At 41.6% G+C, this 24,001-nt stretch carries 28 protein-coding genes and 1 pseudogene; all 29 read left to right on the forward strand.

The genetic code is table 11. The features are described from left to right. Positions 1 to 476 (forward strand): GyrI-like domain-containing protein (locus ASG81_RS16740; protein WP_327205174.1); only part of this gene is annotated, 476 nt, incomplete at its 5' end. 623 nt (positions 477 to 1,099) lie between these two features. Beyond that, positions 1,100 to 1,573, forward strand: coding sequence for a TetR/AcrR family transcriptional regulator (locus tag ASG81_RS16745; protein ID WP_081417392.1), 474 nt, complete (start codon positions 1,100 to 1,102; stop codon positions 1,571 to 1,573). 37 nt (positions 1,574 to 1,610) lie between these two features. Continuing rightward, complete coding sequence (locus tag ASG81_RS16750; RefSeq protein ID WP_056636503.1) at positions 1,611 to 2,072, forward strand: DUF2269 family protein; 462 nt, start codon at positions 1,611 to 1,613, stop codon at positions 2,070 to 2,072. Between the two features lie 14 nt (positions 2,073 to 2,086). Next, on the forward strand, positions 2,087 to 2,521 hold the full coding sequence (locus tag ASG81_RS16755) for a DoxX family protein (protein WP_056636505.1): 435 nt from the start codon (positions 2,087 to 2,089) through the stop codon (positions 2,519 to 2,521). A 349-nt stretch (positions 2,522 to 2,870) separates the two neighbouring features. Beyond that, entirely contained in the window at positions 2,871 to 3,419 is a 549-nt protein-coding gene (locus ASG81_RS16760; RefSeq protein ID WP_056636507.1) for a nucleotidyltransferase domain-containing protein, read from the forward strand. A 173-nt stretch (positions 3,420 to 3,592) separates the two neighbouring features. Then, positions 3,593 to 3,892 (forward strand): PepSY domain-containing protein, encoded by a 300-nt coding sequence (locus tag ASG81_RS16765; RefSeq protein WP_056636509.1) that lies wholly within the window; start codon positions 3,593 to 3,595, stop codon positions 3,890 to 3,892. Positions 3,893 to 4,171: 279 nt separating this feature from the next. After that, positions 4,172 to 5,746: a class I adenylate-forming enzyme family protein gene (locus ASG81_RS16770; protein WP_056636511.1), complete on the forward strand. Its 1,575-nt coding sequence runs from the start codon at positions 4,172 to 4,174 to the stop codon at positions 5,744 to 5,746. A gap of 39 nt (positions 5,747 to 5,785) precedes the next feature. Next, entirely contained in the window at positions 5,786 to 6,013 is a 228-nt protein-coding gene (locus ASG81_RS16775) for a hypothetical protein (RefSeq protein ID WP_056636513.1), read from the forward strand. Between the two features lie 793 nt (positions 6,014 to 6,806). Further along, positions 6,807 to 7,196, forward strand: a complete 390-nt coding sequence (locus ASG81_RS16780; protein ID WP_056636515.1) for a VOC family protein — start codon at positions 6,807 to 6,809, stop codon at positions 7,194 to 7,196. Between the two features lie 127 nt (positions 7,197 to 7,323). Further along, entirely contained in the window at positions 7,324 to 7,719 is a 396-nt protein-coding gene (locus ASG81_RS16785; protein WP_056636517.1) for a hypothetical protein, read from the forward strand. Positions 7,720 to 8,038: 319 nt separating this feature from the next. Further along, the gene (locus ASG81_RS16790; protein WP_056636519.1) at positions 8,039 to 8,749 is read left to right on the forward strand and encodes a nucleotidyltransferase domain-containing protein; all 711 of its coding nucleotides are present in this window, start codon (positions 8,039 to 8,041) and stop codon (positions 8,747 to 8,749) included. 157 nt (positions 8,750 to 8,906) lie between these two features. Further along, positions 8,907 to 9,284, forward strand: coding sequence for a hypothetical protein (locus ASG81_RS16795; protein WP_056636521.1), 378 nt, complete (start codon positions 8,907 to 8,909; stop codon positions 9,282 to 9,284). A gap of 290 nt (positions 9,285 to 9,574) precedes the next feature. After that, positions 9,575 to 9,910, forward strand: a complete 336-nt coding sequence (locus ASG81_RS16800; protein ID WP_056636522.1) for a PepSY domain-containing protein — start codon at positions 9,575 to 9,577, stop codon at positions 9,908 to 9,910. Positions 9,911 to 10,785: 875 nt separating this feature from the next. Continuing rightward, complete coding sequence (locus tag ASG81_RS16810) at positions 10,786 to 11,082, forward strand: hypothetical protein (protein WP_056636528.1); 297 nt, start codon at positions 10,786 to 10,788, stop codon at positions 11,080 to 11,082. A gap of 147 nt (positions 11,083 to 11,229) precedes the next feature. Continuing rightward, positions 11,230 to 12,216, forward strand: a pseudogene (locus ASG81_RS34020) (DUF3885 domain-containing protein). A gap of 214 nt (positions 12,217 to 12,430) precedes the next feature. Continuing rightward, entirely contained in the window at positions 12,431 to 13,669 is a 1,239-nt protein-coding gene (locus ASG81_RS16830; protein ID WP_056636535.1) for a DUF5050 domain-containing protein, read from the forward strand. After that, complete coding sequence (locus tag ASG81_RS34025) at positions 13,606 to 13,794, forward strand: DUF5050 domain-containing protein (RefSeq protein ID WP_442952897.1); 189 nt, start codon at positions 13,606 to 13,608, stop codon at positions 13,792 to 13,794. The genes ASG81_RS16830 and ASG81_RS34025 overlap by 64 nt, the downstream gene beginning before the upstream one ends. A gap of 445 nt (positions 13,795 to 14,239) precedes the next feature. Continuing rightward, positions 14,240 to 14,503 (forward strand): copper amine oxidase N-terminal domain-containing protein, encoded by a 264-nt coding sequence (locus tag ASG81_RS34030; protein ID WP_056636539.1) that lies wholly within the window; start codon positions 14,240 to 14,242, stop codon positions 14,501 to 14,503. A gap of 234 nt (positions 14,504 to 14,737) precedes the next feature. Next, positions 14,738 to 15,076, forward strand: a complete 339-nt coding sequence (locus tag ASG81_RS16845) for a VOC family protein (protein ID WP_056636541.1) — start codon at positions 14,738 to 14,740, stop codon at positions 15,074 to 15,076. 16 nt (positions 15,077 to 15,092) lie between these two features. Continuing rightward, on the forward strand, positions 15,093 to 15,239 hold the full coding sequence (locus tag ASG81_RS32845; protein ID WP_235548907.1) for a phosphotransferase-like protein: 147 nt from the start codon (positions 15,093 to 15,095) through the stop codon (positions 15,237 to 15,239). A 202-nt stretch (positions 15,240 to 15,441) separates the two neighbouring features. After that, positions 15,442 to 15,771, forward strand: coding sequence for a DUF3892 domain-containing protein (locus ASG81_RS16850; RefSeq protein ID WP_056636606.1), 330 nt, complete (start codon positions 15,442 to 15,444; stop codon positions 15,769 to 15,771). A 178-nt stretch (positions 15,772 to 15,949) separates the two neighbouring features. Next, a complete protein-coding gene (locus tag ASG81_RS16855) occupies positions 15,950 to 16,948 on the forward strand; it encodes a S41 family peptidase (protein WP_056636543.1) in 999 nt (332 codons plus the stop codon). 370 nt (positions 16,949 to 17,318) lie between these two features. Continuing rightward, on the forward strand, positions 17,319 to 18,245 hold the full coding sequence (locus ASG81_RS16860; protein WP_056636608.1) for a phosphotransferase family protein: 927 nt from the start codon (positions 17,319 to 17,321) through the stop codon (positions 18,243 to 18,245). 400 nt (positions 18,246 to 18,645) lie between these two features. After that, positions 18,646 to 19,047 carry a hypothetical protein gene (locus ASG81_RS16865; RefSeq protein ID WP_056636544.1) on the forward strand — a complete coding sequence of 134 codons (402 nt, stop codon included), beginning with the start codon at positions 18,646 to 18,648 and terminating at the stop codon, positions 19,045 to 19,047. A 315-nt stretch (positions 19,048 to 19,362) separates the two neighbouring features. Next, positions 19,363 to 19,947 (forward strand): imidazoleglycerol-phosphate dehydratase HisB, encoded by a 585-nt coding sequence (gene hisB / locus ASG81_RS16870; RefSeq protein ID WP_056636610.1) that lies wholly within the window; start codon positions 19,363 to 19,365, stop codon positions 19,945 to 19,947. Between the two features lie 264 nt (positions 19,948 to 20,211). Further along, positions 20,212 to 20,766, forward strand: coding sequence for an RNA polymerase sigma factor (locus ASG81_RS16875; RefSeq protein ID WP_235548908.1), 555 nt, complete (start codon positions 20,212 to 20,214; stop codon positions 20,764 to 20,766). Beyond that, on the forward strand, positions 20,727 to 21,743 hold the full coding sequence (locus ASG81_RS16880; RefSeq protein WP_056636548.1) for a hypothetical protein: 1,017 nt from the start codon (positions 20,727 to 20,729) through the stop codon (positions 21,741 to 21,743). Before ASG81_RS16875 ends, ASG81_RS16880 begins: the two co-directional genes overlap by 40 nt. A gap of 334 nt (positions 21,744 to 22,077) precedes the next feature. Continuing rightward, positions 22,078 to 22,938, forward strand: coding sequence for an AraC family transcriptional regulator (locus ASG81_RS16885; RefSeq protein ID WP_056636550.1), 861 nt, complete (start codon positions 22,078 to 22,080; stop codon positions 22,936 to 22,938). Positions 22,939 to 22,978: 40 nt separating this feature from the next. Further along, entirely contained in the window at positions 22,979 to 23,971 is a 993-nt protein-coding gene (locus tag ASG81_RS16890; RefSeq protein WP_235548909.1) for a phosphotransferase enzyme family protein, read from the forward strand. The last annotated feature ends 30 nt before the right edge of the window (positions 23,972 to 24,001 follow it).

Consider the following 24,001-nt stretch of genomic DNA (forward strand, 5'->3'; position numbering starts at 1 on the left):
GTTTTCAGTTATTGGTAAATTGGGGGAAGGACTTGCAGTTGAAGGCCCAGTTTTCAGTTATTGGTAAATTGGGGGAAGGACTTGCAGTTGAAGGSCCAATGTGGATACCACCATTATGGCAAGAGGCAAATAGTAACTTTGCTGAGATAAGCAATCTCGCGAAGTTGGATGCTGAAGGTAACATTACTGGCATTTGGGGTGCTATGAGTGATGTTGATGAGAAGTTTGAAAGATGGAAAGAAGAAGGTAAATATTTAGCAGGATGCGAAGTTACAGACGACGCTATTGCCCCAAATGGATGGACAAAATGGGTCATTCCAGCATTCAAATATGTTGTAACAAAATGTACTCAAGATTCTTATCAAAACATTTTTAATCATATGATTGCAGATTATTTACCCCAAAACAATTATCAAATCGTTGGAGCAATTCAAGAATTTTACAACCCTAAAGATAATGCCGGTAAACATTTTTAATCATATGATTGCAGATTATTTACCCCAAAACAATTATCAAATCGTTGGAGCAATTCAAGAATTTTACAACCCTAAAGATAATGCCGGTGAATTGTATTTATACTTCCCAGTTGAAAAAATATAATTACCCTCGCATTACGCTCCCATGGAAGAACGCAATTAATTCCATAATCTGTGGTGTCGCGTGAGCGGCATGGATGGCTAACGGGTACGATAGTGGAGGAGCTTGCTTTACTGCAGCTCCTTTTTTTTCATTCGTCAGTACCAAACAAATTTCTAAACGGTTCGGAAACATATTTCGAGTACGCATTTAGAGTGGAATAAAATCAATGGTAGCTGCAATATTTTTTTCATTCGTCAGTACCAAACAAATTTCTAAACGGTTCGGAAACATATTTCGAGTACGCATTTAGAGTGGAATAAAATCAATGGTAGCTGCAATCTCATTTTGATCAAAACCAACTTTCACGCGCTCACAGCCAAGCCTACGATGGTGAGTTCCGAAAAAAACTATGGGAAATAAGCGAGAAATTGATACAGTCTATTTACAGACCGATGGTCGGTATTTATAATGAGCTTATAGACATAAATTGACGAGTATAATCGCATACGGAGGGATTACATTGAAGCAAGAGGAACGCAGGCAGCAAACAACTGGACTGCTGCTTGATTCGACCAAAGAGCTGATACGGGAAAAAGGATGCCACTCCGTCACAATGAAGGACATCATGGATAGATCGGGATTGTCAAAGGGAGCTATCTTCCATTACGTGAAGAGCAAGGACGAAATCTTTGCYTGGGTGCTRCAGCAGCGGCTTAATGAGACCAACGAACGTTTTATGAATGAAGTGGAGCAAGGCGGCAAAACGTTTGATAGACCCATGCAGAAGATCATAGACAGTCTTCCGGCGCTGGAAGATRCGCAGGATGTGACGAACAAGGTCYTGATATATTTGCTTGGAAAAGAAGATCAGCCTGCAGTYGCGGAAGCACTTAAGCAGTTTTATGAACGGTCTGTGCATTTATCCAAGCAGTGGATTTTGCTCCGRTATCTTTTAATACGCAAGATTTTTCTTCGTTTATGGTTACTATTTTAAAGCCCCAATAAGTAGAAGAAGAAAGGAAGAGTGCACCATGAACTTGTGGTTAACGCTGCATCTGATTGGAGTCGTGTTATTCTTGGGAAATATCATTACGGCGGCTTTTTGGAAGGTTCGGGCGGATTTGCTGAAAAACCCCGCCCTCATTCACAGCACGGTAAAAAACGTCATGCTTGCCGATTATGTGTTTACACTCCCGGGTCTCGTGTTCATAATCGTCTCGGGTATTGCGATGGCCGTAAGGGCGGAAATGCCGATGTCGGGGCTGAACTGGCTTTCTCTTTCGCTGATTTTGTTTGCCGTCACCGGCATCATCTGGTTAGCCGTTCTCATTCCGCTGCAGCGCGCAATGATCCGCCACAGCGCTCAATGCATCGAAAGCGGGAACATCTCCAAAGCTTACCGTAAAGCGTCCCTCTTTTGGGCCATTTTCGGCATCGCCGCTACATTGCTGCCGATCATTATTTTATATTTTATGATAACGAAAGGTTTCTAACCGGGGGGATAAAGATGGTACCTTTATTTGCGCTTGTTGCTTCGTTTCTGCTGTTCTGGGTTTTCGGCCTATTCGGCTKGCCATATTTCGAAGGTTGGCATACTCCGCTTCAGGGAGCRGTAGTCGTCATGCTGCTGCTTGCCGCTTCCGCTCACTGGGGAAAAAGACGTCCTGACTTAATCCGCATGGTTCCATCGGCTTTTCCGAATCCGGATTGGATCGTGACGGCCACCGGGTGGCTGGAAATTGCCGGAGCCGTCGGCATTCTGTTCCCYGCAACCTCTCACACGGCTTCCATCTGCTTGACGGTGCTGCTGGCGGTCATGTTCCCCGCCAATGTGCGGGCAGCTCGGGAAAGATTGACGATCGGCGGGAAACCAACGCCTAAGCTGCTTGTCCGAACATTAATGCAGCTCGTGTTTCTTGCGGCGGTCCTTTTGGCGGGTTAAGTCCGGATGGYCACGAGAGCAGAAAAATCACCTGGGGGACGTGCGGTGGACGTATCAGTTTCTTGATGCGTACGGCCGGCATCTGATCGACCCTGACCGGCAACGTCTTTGTGGGTTGGTATCAGCCTTAATGTGATTCAACTAACGGGGACGATAGTTCAATTATGACACGAAGGCAGCCGGCCAGAACGATCGGCTGCCTTTCCACGCTAACTGGCAAGTTTACGTGGTGGCTTCATCAATAGTTAGCTGCTTATGAAGCAGGAAAATCAAGGATAATGACGAAGGGATTCAACTAGTAATAGTATTTTGAGGGGGAGTAGTTATTCATTCTGATTTAGACTTTCTCATGAATGTAATGAAGAATTTTCAGAAGCCATGGTTTATATCCGGAGGTTGGGTAGTCGATATTGCCTTGGGTAGAGTAACAAGAGTGCATGACGATCTCGATATTTGTATATATCGTGAGGATGTTAAAGAAGCACTTGGTTATTTTGAGAATTGGGAAATTAAAGTCGCGGTACCAGGTAAAAACCGTCTTGTTGACTATGAACAGTTTAGTGACTTATCATTACCCAGATATTGTTTACATCTTTTCAGGGATAAGGACTTTATAGAAATTCTACTTACTGAACGTGAGGGGGATAAAGTTCTTTTCCGAAAAAATAAAAATATAACCATGCACACAAATGATTTTGCCCTAAATGATCGTGATGGAAGACCCTTTGTGAACCCGTTATGGCAGTTGCTGTTTAAAAGTTTGAACCCAAGAGAAAAAGATAATGAGGATTTCAATAATTATGTCACAATCATGAATGATAAGCAGAAGCTATGGCTTGCTAGTAAGATACGTATAATGAAACCTGATTCTGTATGGCTAGAGAAACTTGCGTTTTGACCACTAGGATTGATCATTGCGCTAACGGGTACGATAGTTCCATAATGCTTCACAACGTAGGCTGCTGATGATTCGCTCGGCAGCCTGTTGTGGTAATGGGCAGTCAGCAACTTTTTTATGTTTAATTCGTCTAATAACAACAGTAGCATGTCATGATGATAAGGGATGAATTTATGAAGAAGATTTTACTAATTTTTCTCATTGCTTTATTCATGAGTTTAATTACTGCTTGTAATACATCCAAAAAAATTTCAGAAGAAGAAGCAAAACAGATAGCATTAACCCGTGCTGAAGAGATAGATAAATCTCTTTCAAGAACCTATATAGTCCATGAAGTATCAAAAGGCTCAGAATCTTCAAAACCTGTTTGGATGATTAATCTGATAAACGTTGACAAAACATCAGTTTCTTCTTCTCTATGGTTCTATATCGATGCAAAGACAGGCAAAATACTCATGGTAAACGGTTATTAACTGGGATAGAACCAAGGATTTTATTAAGCTAACGGGTACAAGAGCTCAATAAATACCCTATAAGGCTGCCGGTACAGATCAGTGGCCTTTTTGACCTAACGGGGGCAGTTTAGCTCAACATCACAGGCGGTAACCGATTTCTTGGTAGAAGAGCGAATTTATCAGGAGAACTGATGAATTTGATTGGAAAACCTGATTCTAAAAAACTTCCATATTTGAGGTATAATCTTCTTATTCCTTGTTTTCATACCTGAAAAATGAACTATTGGAGGCGACATCATGCTACTATCTGAACGCTTGCCATTGGCAACAAGGTTGCACCCAGCGGCACCAGCGCTTTTACGTCACGGCCAGACTATGAATTATGGGGAACTTCATCGCCTTGCTGAACAACTCAGTAATGCCCTGTATGCCGAGGGTCTCCGTCCCGGTGACCGAATTGCTCTTCTTGGTGATCCTGATCCCCAACTTGTTGTAGCGCTCTATGCCTCGGTTGGGATCGGTGCCATCCCGCTCGCGGTGTCCCCTTTGCTAGCTGTACCTGAAATTGCAGCCATTCTTGAGGATGCGGAACCGTACATCCTCATCCATGACATTCGTCACGCCGATTCCGCTAACTCCACGGTACAACTTCTCTCGAATCCTCCGAAACTGTTCTCCACTGAAGTAGGTTCTACTTCTCCTATGCTGAGTTCTTTAATACAGAAGGATCTTGATTCATCTCCAGATGACGGTTGTAAGCGAAATGCAGATGAAACAGCCGTTCTGATCTATACAGGCGGAACAACGGGCAGACCCAAGGGGGTAATGCATTCGCATCGCGGCATGGCAGCCTGGAATCAGTTTACTCCCTCCGCTGGGTTTGGTTATGATATTGAACGTCGTGTACTGGTGCTTAACATTTCGCATCTTGTCGGGCAATTCCAGCTATGGGCGACCATGGCTGCCGGAGGCTGTTTGGTCTTTTTGGATGATTATCCGGCAAATGTGCACAGCATAATAGAAGCCGTGGAACGCGACCGGATTACGCATCTCAGTACGGTCGGCCAACTGCTTCGCGACCTTATCCGCGAGGTATCCGCAACCGGTAAAGATATGCAAAGCTTGAAAGTGATCGGTTGCGGTGGGTCCATCATTCCACCAAAAACCTTGCGGGACGCGGTTGGACAATTCCCAGCCGCAATAATCGTCAACAACTATTCGCAAGCGGAATGCGGAATGTCTATCAGCCGATCATTTCCCAAACATCATCTAGACGATCCGATTCGTCTTCGATCAGTAGGTCATCCAGCTGATCTAGCTCTCCAGGGGGAACAGGCATTTCAAGTTCGGATCATCGCAGAGGATGACCGGGAGGCGGAAGTAAACGAGTCCGGTGAAATAGTTGTTCGTGGTGCGCAGACTATGATAGGGTATTGGCGCCAACCAGAGGCGACTAAAGAAGCGATGCTCGATGGCTGGATCCGCACAGGAGACGTCGGTTGCCTAGATGCTGATGGCTACCTTTATGTATTGGATCGCCTGAAGGATATGGTTATTGTAGGCGGTTCCAATGTGTACTGTGCTGAAGTGGAGCAGGTGATTTCATCTCATAAAATGGTTAATGATGCAGTCGTCATCGGACTCCCACTTTCCGGCGAAGGTGAGTCGCTCGTCGCTTGCGTAGTTCTTCGGGACAGAGGTAGCCTGGACTTGGCACAGCTGCAGGCGTTTTGCGAACCGAGTCTCGCACGACACAAATGGCCAACTCATCTTTTCATTCTAGATCATTTGCCTCGGACTGCTGTGGATAAGGTAGACAAAAAGCGGCTGCGCAAACAACTATCCTCATCTGTATCCGAAGGGTTAAGCTAACGTGTACGATAGTTCAATGCCGAGAATGGGGGGATAACATTGGAACGTAAAGTTAATTTACTGATTGGCTTCGTTGTTGGATTAGTATTTATGCTTTTGCCTACGCCAGCTATTTTCATTTTAGGGCGATTCTCTTATGAAATTACTGGTGGTGGTTCATTAGAGAATCTCATTCAAACTATCGTTAAGACAATCGGTCTCATAGCTGTTATCACCATTGGTATAAAGTTAATTATAGAGGCATTTAGGGAATTAAAGAGTAAGTAGGCATTCATTAAACTACCATGAAAGAACGGATTAACTTTCATGCTCTGTGGTGCAGTTTAAGAGATGCATGGATGGCTAACGGGGAACGTTAGTGGAAGGAAGCATATTGCAGCGGCAGTCTACTTTTTCATTGAAGTAACGTGCAGGATAGTCCAATAAAACAGCGGCAGTATAGGGCTTTCATGTTATACTGTTTTGGCATCAACCTCAAAGCAATCAACAACAGAACTAACGCTGTGAGAGCAAGCAATATAAATATCAGTATTTTTTTCTTCGTCATGGTTCACCTCATTTTTACAATATATCTTATTATAACAAAAGGAAACAACTGGATAATAATATTTTGAACCCGCAAAGTATTTTGACCAGATAAGGTTATTTGTCTGTCTTCAACAGAGTTAACTCAACAGGTAAATATAGCCTGAGGCTGCCGTTATGAAACGGTAACCTCGTTGAGCTAACGGGTACAAGAGCTCAATAAAGAAAAGTACTGTACTTTGCTAATTTAATTCATCAGGTTCACGACATAGATGAAACTGCATTTATTATAGTGGTCATTGCAGTTACGCTTGTCGTTCGCTCTACTGTAATAAGCAATTCCAGAAAATCGTGAAGAGGTAGCATCTTCGCCTATCTTGTTGAAGTAACGGATACGATAGTTCAATCAGATCAAGGAGCAGACCGCCGCGGCAGCTGCTCCTATTTCATTGCAGTAATTGGTAGGATAGCTCGAAACGGATATCGAATAAAAAGCATTTGTAACCAAAATATGGTTTGTGGAGATGAGGATATAATGTCAGAAGTAATCATTAATCGTGTATCACATGTCATGATTCCAGTAAAACAACTCCCTCAGTCCATTGATTGGTATGTGGAAAATCTCGGATTCCAAGTCAAATGGAAACGAGGGGATAATAAAATGGTCATTCTTGAGCTTCCCTCTGGTCCTCATTTCTTTTTATGGGAAACGGAACATGATACATATGCTCATTTTCAATTGAAAGATGGTATACAACCAGTAATTGGTATCGAAGCAACTGATATACGAACGTTATTACAGAAGCTACGGAACAATGATGTTCGTATTGGCGAGGTCAGAGAGGAAAGAGGGGAAGGAATGGACTTTGAATTCTTTGACCCAAGTGGCAATATGTTAGTTGTCCATGAACTGTTTAAAGGATAAAAGAATTTTTATTACGGATTACGGGTACGAGAGCTTAATCACAATAATGAGGCTGTTGACAGTTTAAATCTTGTAACTTCTATTGCGCTAATAAGCATAGTAATGGAGCATTTTAACGGAGGTAACGGTGAAAAAAAGATACCGGAAAAAATATCATAAGAATTATCTCGGTAGGGTAATGTATGAAATAGAGTTTAATATAGCATGGAGAGAGCTCTATTCCACACTGAAAATTGGGGAATCAATAACTATAAGTCGAAGAAAATTAGTACCTAATATTAAGTGGGGAGGACTTTTTTCCGTATATGCTATTTCGCTTGGAGAAACAATAAAGCCGATAGAGGTTTGGAGTAATGAACTAGGTCAAGGGATTTTCAAAAATAATTTGGTTTTTACTATTAAAAGACTTCCTTTAGAGGCTTGGGTACCAGATAGTGTTAGACCATCTTTTAGATCTATTTGCATTTACTCTGAAGAATTCCCATCAATTAAACGTGTCCTTACATATTATCAAGGAGATTGAGATTTATAGAATGTGTAATGGCTTGGCTCTGATTCACTTAACTAACAGGTACGATAGCTCAATAAGTACGAAGAGACGGCAGCCGGTGAAGTGGCTGCCGTCTTGTCAACAAACGGGCAGGACTGCTTAATAAAATGTGGAATTATAATTACAATTTGGTGTTAGTAGGAGGGGGTTCTATGAAGGTCAGACCTATAGCGTAATGCAACTCCTAAAGAGGCAGCCGATATGAATTGGTTGCCTCTTCAACGCTAACTGGCAGAATTGTTTAATAAGTATCAGTTGGTATACTATTTAAAATAAAGGAGGCGGTTGAAGCATGCAAAGGTTAAACCCATTAGAAGTAGCAAAACAGTTTATCTCTCTCTATTTCCCTAATTGCCAAGGAGCAATATTAGCTGGCAGTGTAGTCAGGGGAGAAGCGACTAATACTTCTGATTTGGATATTGTTGTATTCGATAATAGCTTAAGTTCAGCTTATAGAGAATCGTTATTCGAATTTGAATGGGCAATCGAAGTTTTTGTTCATAACCTAACTTCTTATAAGGAATTTTTTCAATCTGACTACAAAAGAGCAAGACCTTCTCTGCCTAGAATGGTCTCGGAAGGTATTATCTTAAAAGATATAGGAATTATTGATTTGATAAAAAGAGAAGCCAATGAATTACTCGATAAGGGTCCGGAACAATGGTCTCAAGATACCATTACTATGAAACGGTATTTTCTTACTGATGCATTAGATGATTTGATTGGATCTCTAGATAGTGATGAAGAAATTTTCATTGCCAATACATTAGCGGAGGCTGTACATGAATTTGTATTAAGAACGAACGGTCATTGGATTGGTGCCTCCAAATGGATTGTTCGTTCATTAAAACGATATGATGAACGATTTACTGAAGAATTTTTAGAAGCATTCAATGAATTCTACAAAACTGGTGACAAAAAAAGGGTGACGGAATTAGTTGATAAAGTGCTTGAGCCGCATGGTGGTCGATTGTTTGCTGGGTTTTCTTTAGGAAAGAAATAAGCACTATCTCGATGATTCAACTAACGAGGAATGTTAGTTGAACAGCGAAAGAGCTGTCGCGTGCTCTTCGTTACGAACGGGCAGAATAACGCAACTTAATGTCACTTCAAAACGTCACTTTAAGAAAGGTGGCTAGGATAACTTGAGGGGGAGGATTATGAAAAAAATCTTAATGACTGCAATTCTGCTATTTGTCTTGTTTGCTGGGTTTCTTACCTTTAGATTTGGAAGTGCTTTGTCACAAGAGGGAAATCCTTTACCTATACTTTATTCAATATCTAAAATTGAATTTGCGAACAGTAGTTATGAACAGTATTCCAAAACACATAAAAGCACTAGATTCGTATCAGAGAACACAGGTGAATCTAGGTATGATGTAGTCAAGGATATTATGAAGAAAAATGGCTGGGACTTTAAAGAACAAATGGGTGCTGGTCTTATCTTTGAAAAAAACGGTCAGACAAAAGTTGTAGAGACTAGACAATATTCAAGACATTATATCCTGTCAGATATCCCAAATGATGTATTAAGCTAACGGGTACGTTAGTACAATCAATGCCGGCCGTGATAGCCGGCATTTTAAGTATCTATGTTTGTGTAGCCGAACATCTGTCCGACGATACAAACAATCGGTACAAGTTCTTGTCAATAATCGGTACAGGTTAGATCAGAAAAATTACCAAAGATGAATGAAAATTAGTCCATTTTCAGCATTTTCTTTTACTCATTTGGCAAAAAATGCTTATTTGAAATTTGCAACAAAAAGCTTGAGCTTCGTGTCTGATACTACAAACAGCAAACAACACGTGAAAGGAGTCGCTGAACATGAAAAGAACACATCTGTTTCTGCTCGTGGCTGCGATGGCTCTAGCCCTCAACGGCTGCTCCGCCAAAGACGCGAAAAGTGAAACTTCGACATCCAGTGAAGAGATGAACCGCCTGCAAGTGAAGTCCCAGGATGACGCCGTTCGAATCGCCTTGCAGGAATTGAAGACGACGACCAATCCATCGATCGAAAGCGTAAAACTCATCACCAAGGACGGAAAACAAGTATGGGAGGTCGTCCTCCGAGATCGGACAGGTCTGAAACTCGGCACCACGGTTCTCATCGACGCGAGTTCGGGGAAAGTCGTAGACATCATTTCAGAAGTCAAAGGGTAAGCGATTGCAAATTCGCAATCGAGTAGGAAGGAGCGGCTAGCCCCAGTCCTCTCACACCACCTAGCATGCGGGTCCGCACTAGGCGGTTCGCCAGCAATTATAAAAAAACCTACTCAGGAGGATCGGCCGCTCAGACATACTCATAAAATTATCGAGTCTTTTTCATGCATCTTGATGTTTAAGGGGCAGAATTGCGTATCATTTGGTTGGATATCATCGAATGGTAGACAATTCGTGTGCGTGCTGCCTTTCTTGATTGAACTAACGGGTACGATAGTGAAGAGTTTATGACATGAGCAGGCGCCGCGGCGACCTGCTCATGATCGTTGAAGTAACGGGCAAGATAATGCCATAAGGATCTATAACATAATTTGTAACAATAATTACTGTGGGGTGAAGATGTGGCTGGTCTAAGAGAGTTAATTACTTCTTAACAAATTAGAGGATAATAATATATTTTATAAACTTAGCAAAATCCGAAATGAAGCTATTATGGTTGAGGTAGCTGTTCCTGGTCAACGGTGGGAGATAGAATTTTTGGAAGATGGTACAGTAGAGGTTGAAAAATTTATCAGCAATGGAGACTTTTATGATGTTAAAGAGTTGGAGTCTCTGTTTAAAAATTTCAGTGATTAATTCAGAAATTCATTCAACTACAATGAAAGAACGGATTAACTTTCACGCTCTGTGGTGCAGCATAAGAGATGCATGGAGGGACGGGTACGATACTTCAACGAACAAAGGGAGCAGAACGCCGCGGCAGCTGCTTCCTTTGTTCATCGAAGGACGGGCAGTTATCGCTAACGAATTGTCATCAATACCCTTTGGGCATATTAATTTTTGAGTGTTAATTTTATTCAGGAAGTGATATTGCGATGTTTTTTCGTCAAGAAGTTGCGGCTATTGCGGGTATCATCAAGGAAATTGGACTCCGTATTCGGTTCTGGTTCTCAGATGGAGAGAAGTTCAAGCATAATTTAGGATTACTAAAACAAAAATATTGGTTTCAGGAAATGCTTATGAATAAAGCGACACTTGAAAAAGTGATATTAGAAAACCATGAAATAAAAAATTATCTAACCTCAAGTAAAAACACAAGGAAATTGCTGCACAATTCACAGGAACGGAAAAAATTCAAAGAAAGGTTAGAAGAAAAACATAATATTAAATAGCTTTCTTCCAAAAGTTAGTTCATTAAACTAACGGGTACGATAGCTCAATCGAGACAAGAAGGCGGCTGCCCAGTACGACTTGGTGAAATAAAGCTTTAAAACGAAGGGATATTTGCAGTGAATATTGTAAAAGAAATGAAGGCGCATATGAAGGCGCATGGTCCTTACATTCGTTTTGAACTAGGACTTGAAAATTTGAAGGATGAGGTATATCGGTGCGAAAGTCTTCGTCGCGCGCGATCCATTTATCGTTCAATTTTCGATCCTGAAGACGATGTGATTTTTATTCATCGAACCAGCTATGGTACGAATGAAAAGCGAGTCGATAAAATACGATTAAAGCGCTTTTTTATAACGTGATTAAAGCAAACGCGATCGTGCACTTTGCCATATGAGTTTGATGAATCAGATGACGAACTTTACACTAAAGAATGGACCGTTGAAGTTAAAGCGAAAGAAATCCGAATGCCGTATGTACTTGAATCCATTGAAAATGCCGACTTCATACGTAAACCGACCTCCGGCGGTCGGATTTACCTGTATAACAAAACAAAAGGCATTTTGTTTCACATGTATGACGATCGGGGCTGTGATGTTTTCAGTTAGCGTAAACCGACCTCCGGCGGTCGGATTTACCTGTATAACAAAACAAAAGGCATTTTGTTTCACATGTATGACGATCGGGGCTGTGATGTTTTCAGTTCCGACAATGGCACTCTTTTGCCTCTCTACCATTTACACCGAAAATGGATCCTGGATTTTAACCGATACGAAATTGACAGCCTTTTCGGCGAAGGACTCGCCGGTATCATTGAAACGGACGAAGAACGAAAGTTCCGATGGGCACTTAACGACAAAAAAGTTACTGATTCCGGAATCAATCTTAGGCGAGTTAATACCTGTCACATATCGCATCATTTCGAGATTCCGTCCGTAAACGCCGATAAGTTTGCAAGAGAAATCGCGCTCACGTCGTTCGCGATTCGGCGGATTTCTATAACGGATGATCAGGTTACGTTTATAGCTACCAAAACGCAAGCCTTAGCGCTTATTGATTATCAAACGCATCTCATGAGTATGTACGGTAAAAAATATGGGACCTATACCGGCTGGAGCTTTGAAAAAACAGTTTGATTCAGCACAAATTAATAACCATTCCGCTAACGGGTACGATAGCTTAATAAAGAAAGACACCGCGGCAGCCGGCCAAATGATCGGCTGCCTGTTCCATGCTAACGGGTAGTTTAACATAACAGTGTTTGTCTATTKTTTGTGTGAGAATGGAAACATTTTGTTACCTATTTCGTCTAAACATTGTATATAAATTCATTACAATGAGGTGTTTATATTGAGGAAATGGGCTTTCGTTCTTCCCTTGTCCTTTTGTTTACTAAGCTCGGGGACGAGTTATGCAAATTCGGCTGATRACCAATCTACCATCGTTATTGTAAATGATCATGTAATGAATTTTGATGTAAAGCCTATTATTGATCAAGGAATGGTTTTTGTCCCAATCCGTTCTATAGTGGATGRACTAGGGGGYAAAATAACATTTTGGAAGAACAACGAGATTTCCTTATCGAAAGGAGCCATAACGGTCACGTTAARCATCGGCTCTACAATCGTCAAAAAAAATCAGGAGCAATTCTCGCTTAAAGCTGCTCCAAAATTAATAAAGGGGAGAACGTTGGTACCGCTTCGTTTTTTATCTGAAGCGTTAGGAGCATCCGTAAATTACGAAAGCCATCGTGTATCGATCAGAACGACGGATGATTCAGAACAATCCCATGCAGCCAGTGGAAATTCCATTGGTAACTTAAACAACAGTGGCTGGTATGCGACCGACAAAGAATGGATTTATTTCAATAATCAACGGGACAATGGCAAACTGTATAAAGAAAAGATAGATGGCTCTTATAGCCAAAAAGTCAGTGATGAGAAGTATGTGGGCTATATTAACATTGTTAACCAAAAGCTTTATTATACAAGCGACAACAAGCTTTATAAATCCGATTTAGAAGGGTCAAATCAGATGCTTCTAAAGGACTTTGGAATTGGGCTTAACTTGGTAAGTGTTGTGGGGGATTGGATTTATTACACGGAAGGCAGCTCTATGTTTAAACCACTATATCGCATGAAGGTTGATGGCACATCAAAAGTGTTGCTTGAAAAGTATGGTGTATCAAGTTTAGCTGTATCTGGTGGGAAAATTTTTTATACAATTGATGGTCGCAAATTATTCGTTATGGATGCTGACGGTAGCAATAAAAAGAAATTGGTAGATGGCAGCTACATCGCGTGGGTTGACGTAAAGGAGCGTTCATTATTTTWTAATTTAAATGAGCAGCTTTATTCAATGGGGACAGATGGAACGTCATTAACCAAAATCTCGGACCACGATGCTCGCAATATTAACGTGCAAGGTGACTGGCTTTATTACAGTAATTATTCAGAATATAGCAAGAAATTGTATCGAATAAACCTTGTCGACCATACGACTCACACGATGCTCGCAATATTAACGTGCAAGGTGACTGGCTTTATTACAGTAATTATTCAGAATATAGCAAGAAATTGTATCGAATAAACCTTGTCGACCATACGACTCRAAAGCTCAGCGACGAAAAAACTTTTTACCTTCACATCATAAGCAACAAGATTTTCTTTTATAACCCTGATGTCTCTAGYGTTGAAGAGATCATTGTTGAATGAAGAACGCGATTGAGCTAACGGGGAACTATAGTGCAGCCACATCATAAAAATTGGAACCTATTCTTTGAGCTGAACGTCTAACAAAAGAGGGGGGTAAAATGCGAGTTTTGATGATTTCTAWCTTAATGGCGTTTTTGGTTTCCAGTTAAAATAACTATTRAGGAGCAAACGTAATGAAAAATAAATTTGCATTTCTTATGTGTWTTATTATCATGTTTGTTTTTTCCAGTACATCTCATGCAGCCACAAGCATACATGTTGTGGTTAATGGYAAAGYCGTAACGGATCAATATAAGCCGCTCATGGTAAAAGGCGTAGTCTTTGTTCCATCTAATGCATTTAACGAGACACCAGTGCTTAAATTTGGTTATATTTCGGGTATTTAACGAGACACCAGTGCTTAAATTTGGTTATATTTCCATCTAATGCATTTAACGAGACACCAGTGCTTAAATTTGGTTATATTTCGGGTACACTAGACAATTTAATTATCTACGAAAGCAATGAGAAAACGGCCTACTTTACAGTTGGCAATACGAAAGTRATGATTGAAGCCGAAACGATAAAAGCAAAGAATCCGCCGTTTATTAAAAACAAAATTACCTATGTTCCGCTTCGATTGGTCGCTCAAACCTTTGGTTGCATCGTAGACTGGGATCAAAAAACGAAAACAGTTTATATCAATAGAAAGTTGGAGGAGACAGATTAAGCATTAAACTAACGGGTACGATAGTTTTGGTTGCATCGTAGACTGGGATCAAAAAACGAAAACAGTTTATATCAATAGAAAGTTGGAGGAGACAGATTAAGCATTAAACTAACGGGTACGATAGTTCAATGCCGAAGAACTGCCGCAGCCCTTCGTTCAGGTTAACGTGGTAAATCACGCATTTGGTTTGTGGTAGAATAAGGAATAAATCATTAAGAAGAGAAGGTGTAACCTATGAAACTAAACCACCTCAATCTCACGGTCAACGACGTTAAAGCGGCTCGAGAGTTCTTGGAGAAATATTTCGAATTAAAAACCGGGGATACTCGCGGTAATTCATTCGCTGTACTATTTGACGACAACGGGTTAGTGCTTACCTTGATGAAAAGTGCTCAAGTCAGCTATCCCAAGACCTTTCATATCGGCTTCATTCAGGAGAGTGAAGAGCGGGTGAACGAGATAAATCAACGCTTGAAAGATGATGGGTTTGATGTGGAGCCGCCAAAAAGATCGCATGGTTGGACATTCTACGTCGAAGCCCCGGGCGGATTTACCGTCGAGGTTCTCTGTTGAATGAGATACATCCAATATGAATGACGTGGTGGTGGCCTATTGCTCATACGAGAAACTATATCAGGCCATGTATGAAGCTATTGCTGCGCACAGCCGCCTGGGACTGAACGTTATAGTTGATGTCGGTCACCACGATTTCCAACGTCTTGAGGCCATGATGTAGGTGGTGGAGTATCCACTCTGAAACTGCTAGAAAGCGTAACAATCGTATTATCTACCAGGTATAGCGGGGTCAGACTACGTAAGATATTAAGCCTGAACCCCCGTTACTATTCAACTAACGGGCTGGTTGGAAAATTACATTATTCAGGAAAAGGTATATGTTCATTAACCAAGAGAGAATCATGTACTGTAGAGGTGAGTGTATGCCAAACTTCAATTCCAACAATAATAATTTAAACTTCGAGGAAATTTACAACCAATACCGCCAAGAAGGTCAACAAAGAGCTGCTCAAGAAATTAAAATTGAACCGGATAAGGAACAAATTGTAGCTGTTCGGAAAAATGAAGAAGGTGATATCATTGCGTTTAAAACTGATTCCGGTAGAGAACTCGATTATGTAACTGCTTTAAACGAAGCGAAAAGTGGAAATTTGGCGCATGTGGATGTATTCCATAAATACGGTCGCGATATCATTCGCAGTGAACCGGACGGATTTGATGGGAACAACTTAGATAACCTACCCACTTTTTAATTTAGTTTCATGTACAAAAAAGATATCCCGCCGCGTAGCATAAACGGCGGGATTTTTCCGGTTTACGTTTTGATATATATCCTCTACTTAAAGCAGGTAAACTTGAAAATACAGAAAAAGGAAATGGATTAGAAGTATCGAAATTAGTAGTAAATGATATTACACAGGAGGGACGATAATGGACCACGACTTTAAGACCGATACAATGAAGACACTAATAGAATTAGTAATTGAAAATTATGTTTTTCCAGAAACGGCTGCTAACATTCGAAGTGACCTTACCCAAAGATTAAATGACCGCGAATACGAAGATATCAATGACCACACATTGTTTGCAGAACTGTTAACATCGCAGTTGCAGAACCTTTCTCAGGATAAGCATCTACAAATACGGCATAGCACGGAAAAACCTCAAGTAGAGAATACTCAGAAGGATAATAACGTACATCACGATAATTTCTTAACAATGGTGAGGTTGGATAACTACGGATTCACCAAAGTCGAGCGGTTACCAGGGAATATCGGATTGTTAGACTTCCAAGTATTTTTACCGCCTGAACATGCTGGCGAAACGGTTTCTAGCGCAATGACTTTCCTTGCAAACACATCCTGCATGATAATTGATTTACGGAAAAATTTCGGCGGCTCTCCGCACATGGTAGCATTCCTCTCGAGCTATTTGCTAGAACCATCTCCAACGCATCTAAATAGTTTCTATAGAAGGAAAAATGATGAAACTCAGCAGTTTTGGAGTCTACCCTATGTTCCTGGAAAGAGATTCGGTGGTACTAAGCCACTTTATATATTAACGAGCCAAAAAACATTCTCAGCCGCTGAGGAGTTTACTTACAACTTACAGTCAATAGGTCGAGCGATTGTTGTTGGGGAACGTACTGGGGGCGGGGCTCATCCGGGACAAATTCATAGAATAAACAGGGAGTTTGAAGTGTTTATCCCTAATGGTCGTGCAATAAATCCTATAACCAAGGGCAATTGGGAGGGAGTGGGAGTTCTTCCTGATCTCGAAGTTCAGCAAGAGAAAGCATTCGATGTTGCTTATATAACTCTTCTTCAAAGTGAATTGAAACGTCTGTCTGATCAGCCAATCCTAGGAGGATATGAAAGATTGATGGATGAAATAAAACAAATACTTGAGAAAAAAAGTGTTTTGGCTTGATATACTATGAGGGCGGGGAAGTTGGATTGTTTTTAGCAATTCCCACGCAACAATTGTTCAACTCACGGAACTAAACTAACGGGTACGATAGTTAAAATTTACCACCTTATGGAAAAGGAAATCAACATTGTAATATAACAGAGCCATTATAATAAAAGCCTTTGGAGTCGAGCTCCAAAGGCTTTTCATTATGTTTTCGTATGCTTATTTTTGCCGAGACCTTATTCAACATCATAGCAGAGCGTAGAGAAACAGTCTATATTTTTTTCGAAAATAGCCCTATAGTAGGGAAGCCGGCAAAACCGATAGAATGGAGCGATGGATGTTGGAATTTCAGTGTCACCTTGATCAGACCGATCTTCAGGAGTATGTGGGGAAGATTCTGGGGACTGGCTATGTTGTTGCGTATGTATCGAAAATGCACGGCGGAGCACAGAAGGTTGTCTATAAAATCGACTGCGGCAATGGATTTTCATGCGTACTGTATGTCTGGGATCTGACGCACAATTATTTTCAAGAAGAAATTAGGAACGATACGCTAGATGAGCTGTCTTACGGCAGTCATCTATTCGAATTGAACCATACATTTTTAACGAAAAAAGGCATTCGAACCCCGGCTCTTTATGATCTAAATAAGGAACGAAACCGTTATTCGTTCGATTATGCGCTTGTCGAGTATATAGACGGGCAGAAAGCGGAAGCGTATTTTGAGCATTCGGATTCACAGGTTCGGCATCAACTGTTCGAGCGGCTAGGGGAAATACTGACGGGCATGCATGCGATTGAAAGGCAAGCCTATGGCAAGCTGGATCGAATCGGCAGGAATACGGACGGGTGTCACCTTCAACAATTGAACAATGCTGCGGTACAGTTGTCATATGCCGCTCAGCATATTGACAGTATCCGTGCTAATCAAGGCAAGCTGTTGGATACGCTGCATGAGCTTGAAGCTCGAATCGAGCCTCGAAGCCGGTACGGATTTATACACGGAGAGCTGGGACCCGATCATGTATTGGTCAACGAGCGTTTGGAGCCTTATTTGATCGATATTGAAGGAGCCTCGTTCTTTGATATCGAGCATGAGCACAGCTTTCTGGAGTTCCGGTTTCGGGACCACTATCGCTATCTGAAAAATGATGCTCTTGATCCGAACCGGATGTTATTCTATCGGCTTCATCACCATATTTCGCTCACGTCAGGCGGTTTGAAGCTGCTCCATCGCGGATTCCCCGACCAGCAGTTTGCAAAAGGGCTCGCCGAGTACCACTCGCAACGCGCATTGTCTTTTGTTCCTTAAAAGAACGCAGCGGCGGTATAGGACGCAATAATAAAGCCCTATGCCGCCGCTAACTTTCAATTGGTATTTTCCAATATATTTCGTATTTTATCCGTATAGATTTATCCAAATGCTCGATGCTGTATTTGAAATTTTCCATGCTTGAAACTAAGCGATCGACAACGCCACGGCAGCGCCGGTCGGTCAATACGAGGAGAAGTTTGAAGAACCAGATATCGGTGAGATAGATATATTATTTAATTATTTCATCATATAACAGTAATTATGGCTCAAATAATATTATGATTACGCTAACGGGTACGTTAGCTCCATAAACAATTAGACGAGGCTGCCGGCATGGAACGGCAGCCTCGTTGAGCTAACGGGCAATAAAAATTGATAACTATGGAGGTTTAAACATATGGATGAAATAGTCGGAGCATGGTCTGCAGATGCTTTATTTGCACCGGGAACAAGTGATGAGATAATTTATTTTCTTGAATCCGGAGAAGGGTGGATAGAATCCCTAAATTGGTCACTCTCCGAAATCGAAACATTTAAATGGTGGCGTAATGAGGAAGGGAGAATTAATATTAAAGGGGAAATCATCCATTCAAACTCCGAACCTCTGAAAAAGTCAAACAAAGTACATTCAAATTTAATAATATGTATCCAACAAGGAACTACGACAACAGATAAACCCATAACTATCCTGTCAGTAGAAAACGATAACCTATTCGAAACAAATAAATATGGTTTAGTGAAAAGAATAATTGAAAAGAACTATTTTGCTAAAAGACTGATACTTTTAAATAAAAGTTAATTTTAACTGTGCACGACTTTTTAAGCGAATTATATACAAAAAGCAGTTTACTACGGCAGCTACTCATTTCTTTGTTAAGCTAACGGGTACGATAGCACAATGATGACATTACGGCAGCCGGCCAGAACGATCGGCTGCCGTCGTTGCGCTAACGGGCAGTTTAGCGTGGCTGACCGATTTAAATAAGTTTACATTATCACTTTATCACGGTAATATATTAGAGAAGTAAAGTGATAAAGGATGTGGTCTTAATCGAATTCATTCGGCTAGCAATACCAAAAGGCAATACCTCAGTTAAGAAGGGAGTTTGTTATGGTGCGAGAGGCATTAATTAACAGAAAAACAAAAGAAACAGAAATTAAACTGGAGCTTAATCTCGATGAATACAGTGAAGGCAACATCAACACGGGAATTGGATTCTTTAACCATATGCTCACGCTTTTTGCTTTTAGGGCAGGAATAAAACTAAATGTGGATTGCAAAGGTGATTTAGAGATAGATGGGCATCACACGGTTGAGGACATTGGAATATGCTTGGGGCAAGCAATCAAAAAGGCTATAGGGGATAAAAAAGGCATAAACCGTTATGGTAGTTCGCGTATACCTATGGATGAGAGCTTAGCATTAGTGGATTTGAGTATATCTAATCGCTCTTTTTTAGTGTTTAACGTGGAAATGCCGTCAACACGAGCAGGCGAGTTTGAAACCGAATTAACCGAAGAGTTTTTTCTCGCTGTAGCGCATAATAGCGGGATAACCATGCACATCAATTTGGAATACGGCAGAAATACACACCATATAAATGAGGCAATTTTCGTGGCATTCGGCGATGCGTTGAAGAAAGCAATTAGGATAACAGGCGATGTTATTCCGTCTACGAAGGGTACGTTATCATTATGAAAAAAATATGTATAGACGCTTACGTGTAAAAAATTATGGGGGAGGAATTTGTTTCATTGGACATCTGACGATTACGCTAACGGGTACGATAGCATTCAATAAACATTCAGAAAAGGCTGCCGGCAGCCTTTTCTGGATTAACGGGTAGAATATCGGTTTATGTCCCTTTTAACCATGTTCGTGTGTTATATAAGTAATAGACTGAATTCATGAAGGGAGGGGATCCCAGCGAGAGACCACACCATAGAACAAATGATTTTTAATGTGCAGAATGGCTGTTCAAGCGAGTATGCAGCTGTCGTTCAGACTTATCAGCAATCAATCTATCGCTACTGCTTGCGTTTATTAGGAAACCGGCAGGACGCTGAGGATGCTGCTCAAGATATTTTCATCAAAGCGTTCGAATCCATCGGGCAATATCAACATACAGCAAGCTTCTCATCATGGTTATTTAAAATTGCATATCGACATTGTCTAAACCTGTTGCGCAAACGGAAATATCAGCTTCGTCTGTTGCACCGATTATTTAAGCCTGAAGTCGTGGTGGAGAGTCCGGAGCAAGAGATGGATAAGAGACTTTTCAGTCCACAATTAGCGACTGCACTCACATTGCTGTCCCCGGAAGATCGATCGTTGCTCATCATGTATATTTTTGAGGAACGAACATATTCGGAATTGAGTGAAATCATGGGCTGTAAACCGGAAGCACTTAAGAAAAGACTAAGCAGGATGAAGGGAAAAGTAAGACGTATCTTGCAAGACTGGCGGGAGGATGAGAAATGGGAAGAGAAGAAGAAAACGTTGGATTTGAAGATATAAAGCAATACGCGTTACCAGATTATCGGTTGGGCGAAGTCGATATTACAGAACGAGTGATGACCCGTATAACTGCCGTGAATGCAGGCGGAAGAGTGCGAAGCTTCAAACCTGTTCCCCGATTTTTGGTCTTTGTAATGTCATTATTCATCATACTGATCGCCTCTGCTTCGGTATATGCGGTGAGTGAATACATTGAAATTCGCAATCGTGCGGGAGAGTTGAAAATTCAATTCCATGTAAAAGAGACCGAAGCACCGGCAATCCAACTGGTCCCGACGGGGAACCCGGGGCGGAAACCTACATATAGAGAACGGGTATTGGAAATCATTCAACCAGGGCAAGTTCTGGCATATTACGTCAAAGGTGATCGTCATCCGGCCATACAGTATGTAGACCATACGTTTATTTACTCCACGTATAACGAGTTTAAGGAGCTCATGGTTCGCACATCAGCACCTGTAATCAAGGAGCCAACGAACTTGCCGGTTGGATTTAAATTCACTCAAGGGAGCGTTATGCCGAACATTCCGATGAAGTATTACGATCAAAAGTCAGAAGAGTATTCTCGGTTGCAGGAGTTATTTCAAAAGAGAGCAGAAGCCGAGCCTGAGCAGGATTTATTCGTAGAACAAGTACCGTGGACGGAAGCGAAAATGTCGGAACTTTATTATGAGGGCTATTCTGAGAAAGGTAACATACAGTTACGAATCCATGCAGCAAAAGGCATGATTATGGCGGAAAGCACACTCACAGCGGATGATCATTATGAGAAAATAAATATTGAAGGCATTGAGGTCATTTACTGGAGCAGAAGCCAGGACTATATTTTCGATAACAAGGAAGTGCAGCGTGACTATTTTTATGCAGTGTGGTATGACGAAAGGCAGGATACACACTTTAGCATGAGTACTAGCGGCACAGGGAAATTGACCGAAAAACAGTTCAAACGCATTGTCGAAAACATGGTCGAGGGATAAGCGCCGTCAACCCTCAGATTTGTGATCGCAGCAGATTCACGCTTCGGAGCAAACATTAAGCTAACGGGTACGAGTTAGTTCAATGAAGGACTCTATACAAACGAAGAAGGAGCTGCCGTGGCAGCTCCTTTTGCTTCTTCACAAAATAATGCTTTTTGTACAGAATGTACCGCTGGGCGTTAAGCTAACAGGCAGTATAGTATGGTGAAAGGAGTCATATTATCACTTGCTCAAACCTGCGTTTAGATACTGGCAACCATGATATTTCGGTGCATGGATTGCAAGGTTTCAATTTTCTTTATCCCCTATAATTAATCTTGAAAGGATGGTCTGTATGGATTGGCTGGATCGCATGAACAGCGCAATGGAATATATAGAAACACACCTGTCTGAAGCAATTCATTACGACCAAGTGGCTAGAATTGCCTGTTGCTCAACTTACCATTTTCAGCGGATGTTTTCGTTCATAGCCAGTGTGCCGCTTTCAGAGTATATTAGGCGCAGACGACTGACTCTTGCCGCATTTGAACTGCAACAAAGCGGTGTAAAGGTCATCGATATCGCTTTGAAGTATGGTTACGAATCGCCAGAGGCATTTTCTAGAGCGTTCAAAAAAATGCACGGTGCGATGCCAAAGTCAGCGTGCGACAAAGGCGTGGCACTAAAGGCCTATCCTCGGTTATCCTTTCATATATCGATTCGAGGAGATGTAGAGATGAATTACAAAATCGAGGAAAAACAAGCTTTTGAAATGTTCGGCGTATCGACTGTGGTCAGTGTCGATGGGTTTATTGAAATACCCGCTTTTTGGACTAAGTGTGTTTCCGACGGAACCGTTGATCGAATTCGTACTGCAGCGGAATTGGGTGAAAATGGTCAGATTCATGGGATAACATACAACAAAGGCAAGAATTATTCCTACATGATCGGTTATTTTTTACCTCAGAGTGGCCTGCAGGGAGGGTTTGAAAAGCTTCATATCTCACCTCAAACCTACGCAATTTTCTCAACCGGCATCAACCCAGACGGACAGAGTGGTCTTCTTGAATTGTGGAAGCGTATTTGGGGGGAATGGTTTCCGACCTGTAATTACGCACTCGTAAATGCCCCCGAGTTTGAAATGGTTTACGATAGGGGAAACAACATGTATGAAACGGAAATTTGGATCCCTATCGTTAAAAAAAGTGAGTCGTAGGCGTAGTATATCATTACCTTAGTGTTAGGGGCGAATTCCTATGGAAAGTGTGAACAGAATGGATAATGCAATCATTGCGCAGCATGCGCTTGCACAGTACGATATAAACGTTGTATCCGTATCGCCAATAGCTCAAAGTGGTGCTGCGGTGTTCAAAATTGAAGATAATCGTGGGTTATTATACAGCCTGCGTGTTCACGAATCTAAAAGCAGTACGCTTGAAAAGATATGGATGAGCCCAGATGTGCTGGATTCCGAGTTGGTATGGCTGGATGCGCTTAATCGTGATACTAGCCTCACCCTCCCTGTACCAAAACGCAATCAGCAAGGATCGTATGTTACGCAGATGGGCGATATGAATTGCACGATGCTCAGTTGGGTGGCAGGCGATCAAAAGCCATACTTTACCAATGAACAAGAATTGAAATCCACCTCTGAAATGACGGCAGCTTTGCACCACCATGCCAGTAAGTGGCAGCCCCCTTCATCTTTTATCCGTCCAACGATTAATAGTGCACGCATACGGACTGCTCTGGACTTGCTCAAGCAGGAGGTGAGGGAGGGATTATTAGATGCACATGATGTTCAGATACTTGAAGCCGCTGGGGAAAGAGCAATGGCCATGCTCGACACACTGCCTAAAAACAAGTTGAATTGGGGCGTATTGCACGGTGATATCGTTCCTCCCAATATCGTGTTTGTAGATGGGGTTGCAAATCCCATTGACTTTGGCGCGAGTGGATTCGGTTTTTTTCTCACTGACTTGGCCATCACATTCTTTTTTATTCACCCCAATGCCAGACAGCAATACATTGATTGGTATGGAAAGCACTTTCCGCTACCGAATGATTATGTGGCACAAATAGAAGGATTATTTATTGCATTACGGCTAATTGTGATAAGGAACGCTCTCGGTCTGCCTGACGCGAATAACTGGCTACCGACGCATGTGCAAAAGTCTGCGTCTCGTGAATTTGGCAGGTATGCAAATAGGGAAGACTTTTTATTTACAGGTACACCATTTTGGGAATGAAAAGAAATTTTATATATAAAAATAGTCCAC

Origin of the sequence: Paenibacillus sp. Soil522 (assembly GCF_001428245.1) — a bacterium.
Taxonomy (GTDB): Bacteria; Bacillota; Bacilli; order Paenibacillales; family Paenibacillaceae; genus Pristimantibacillus.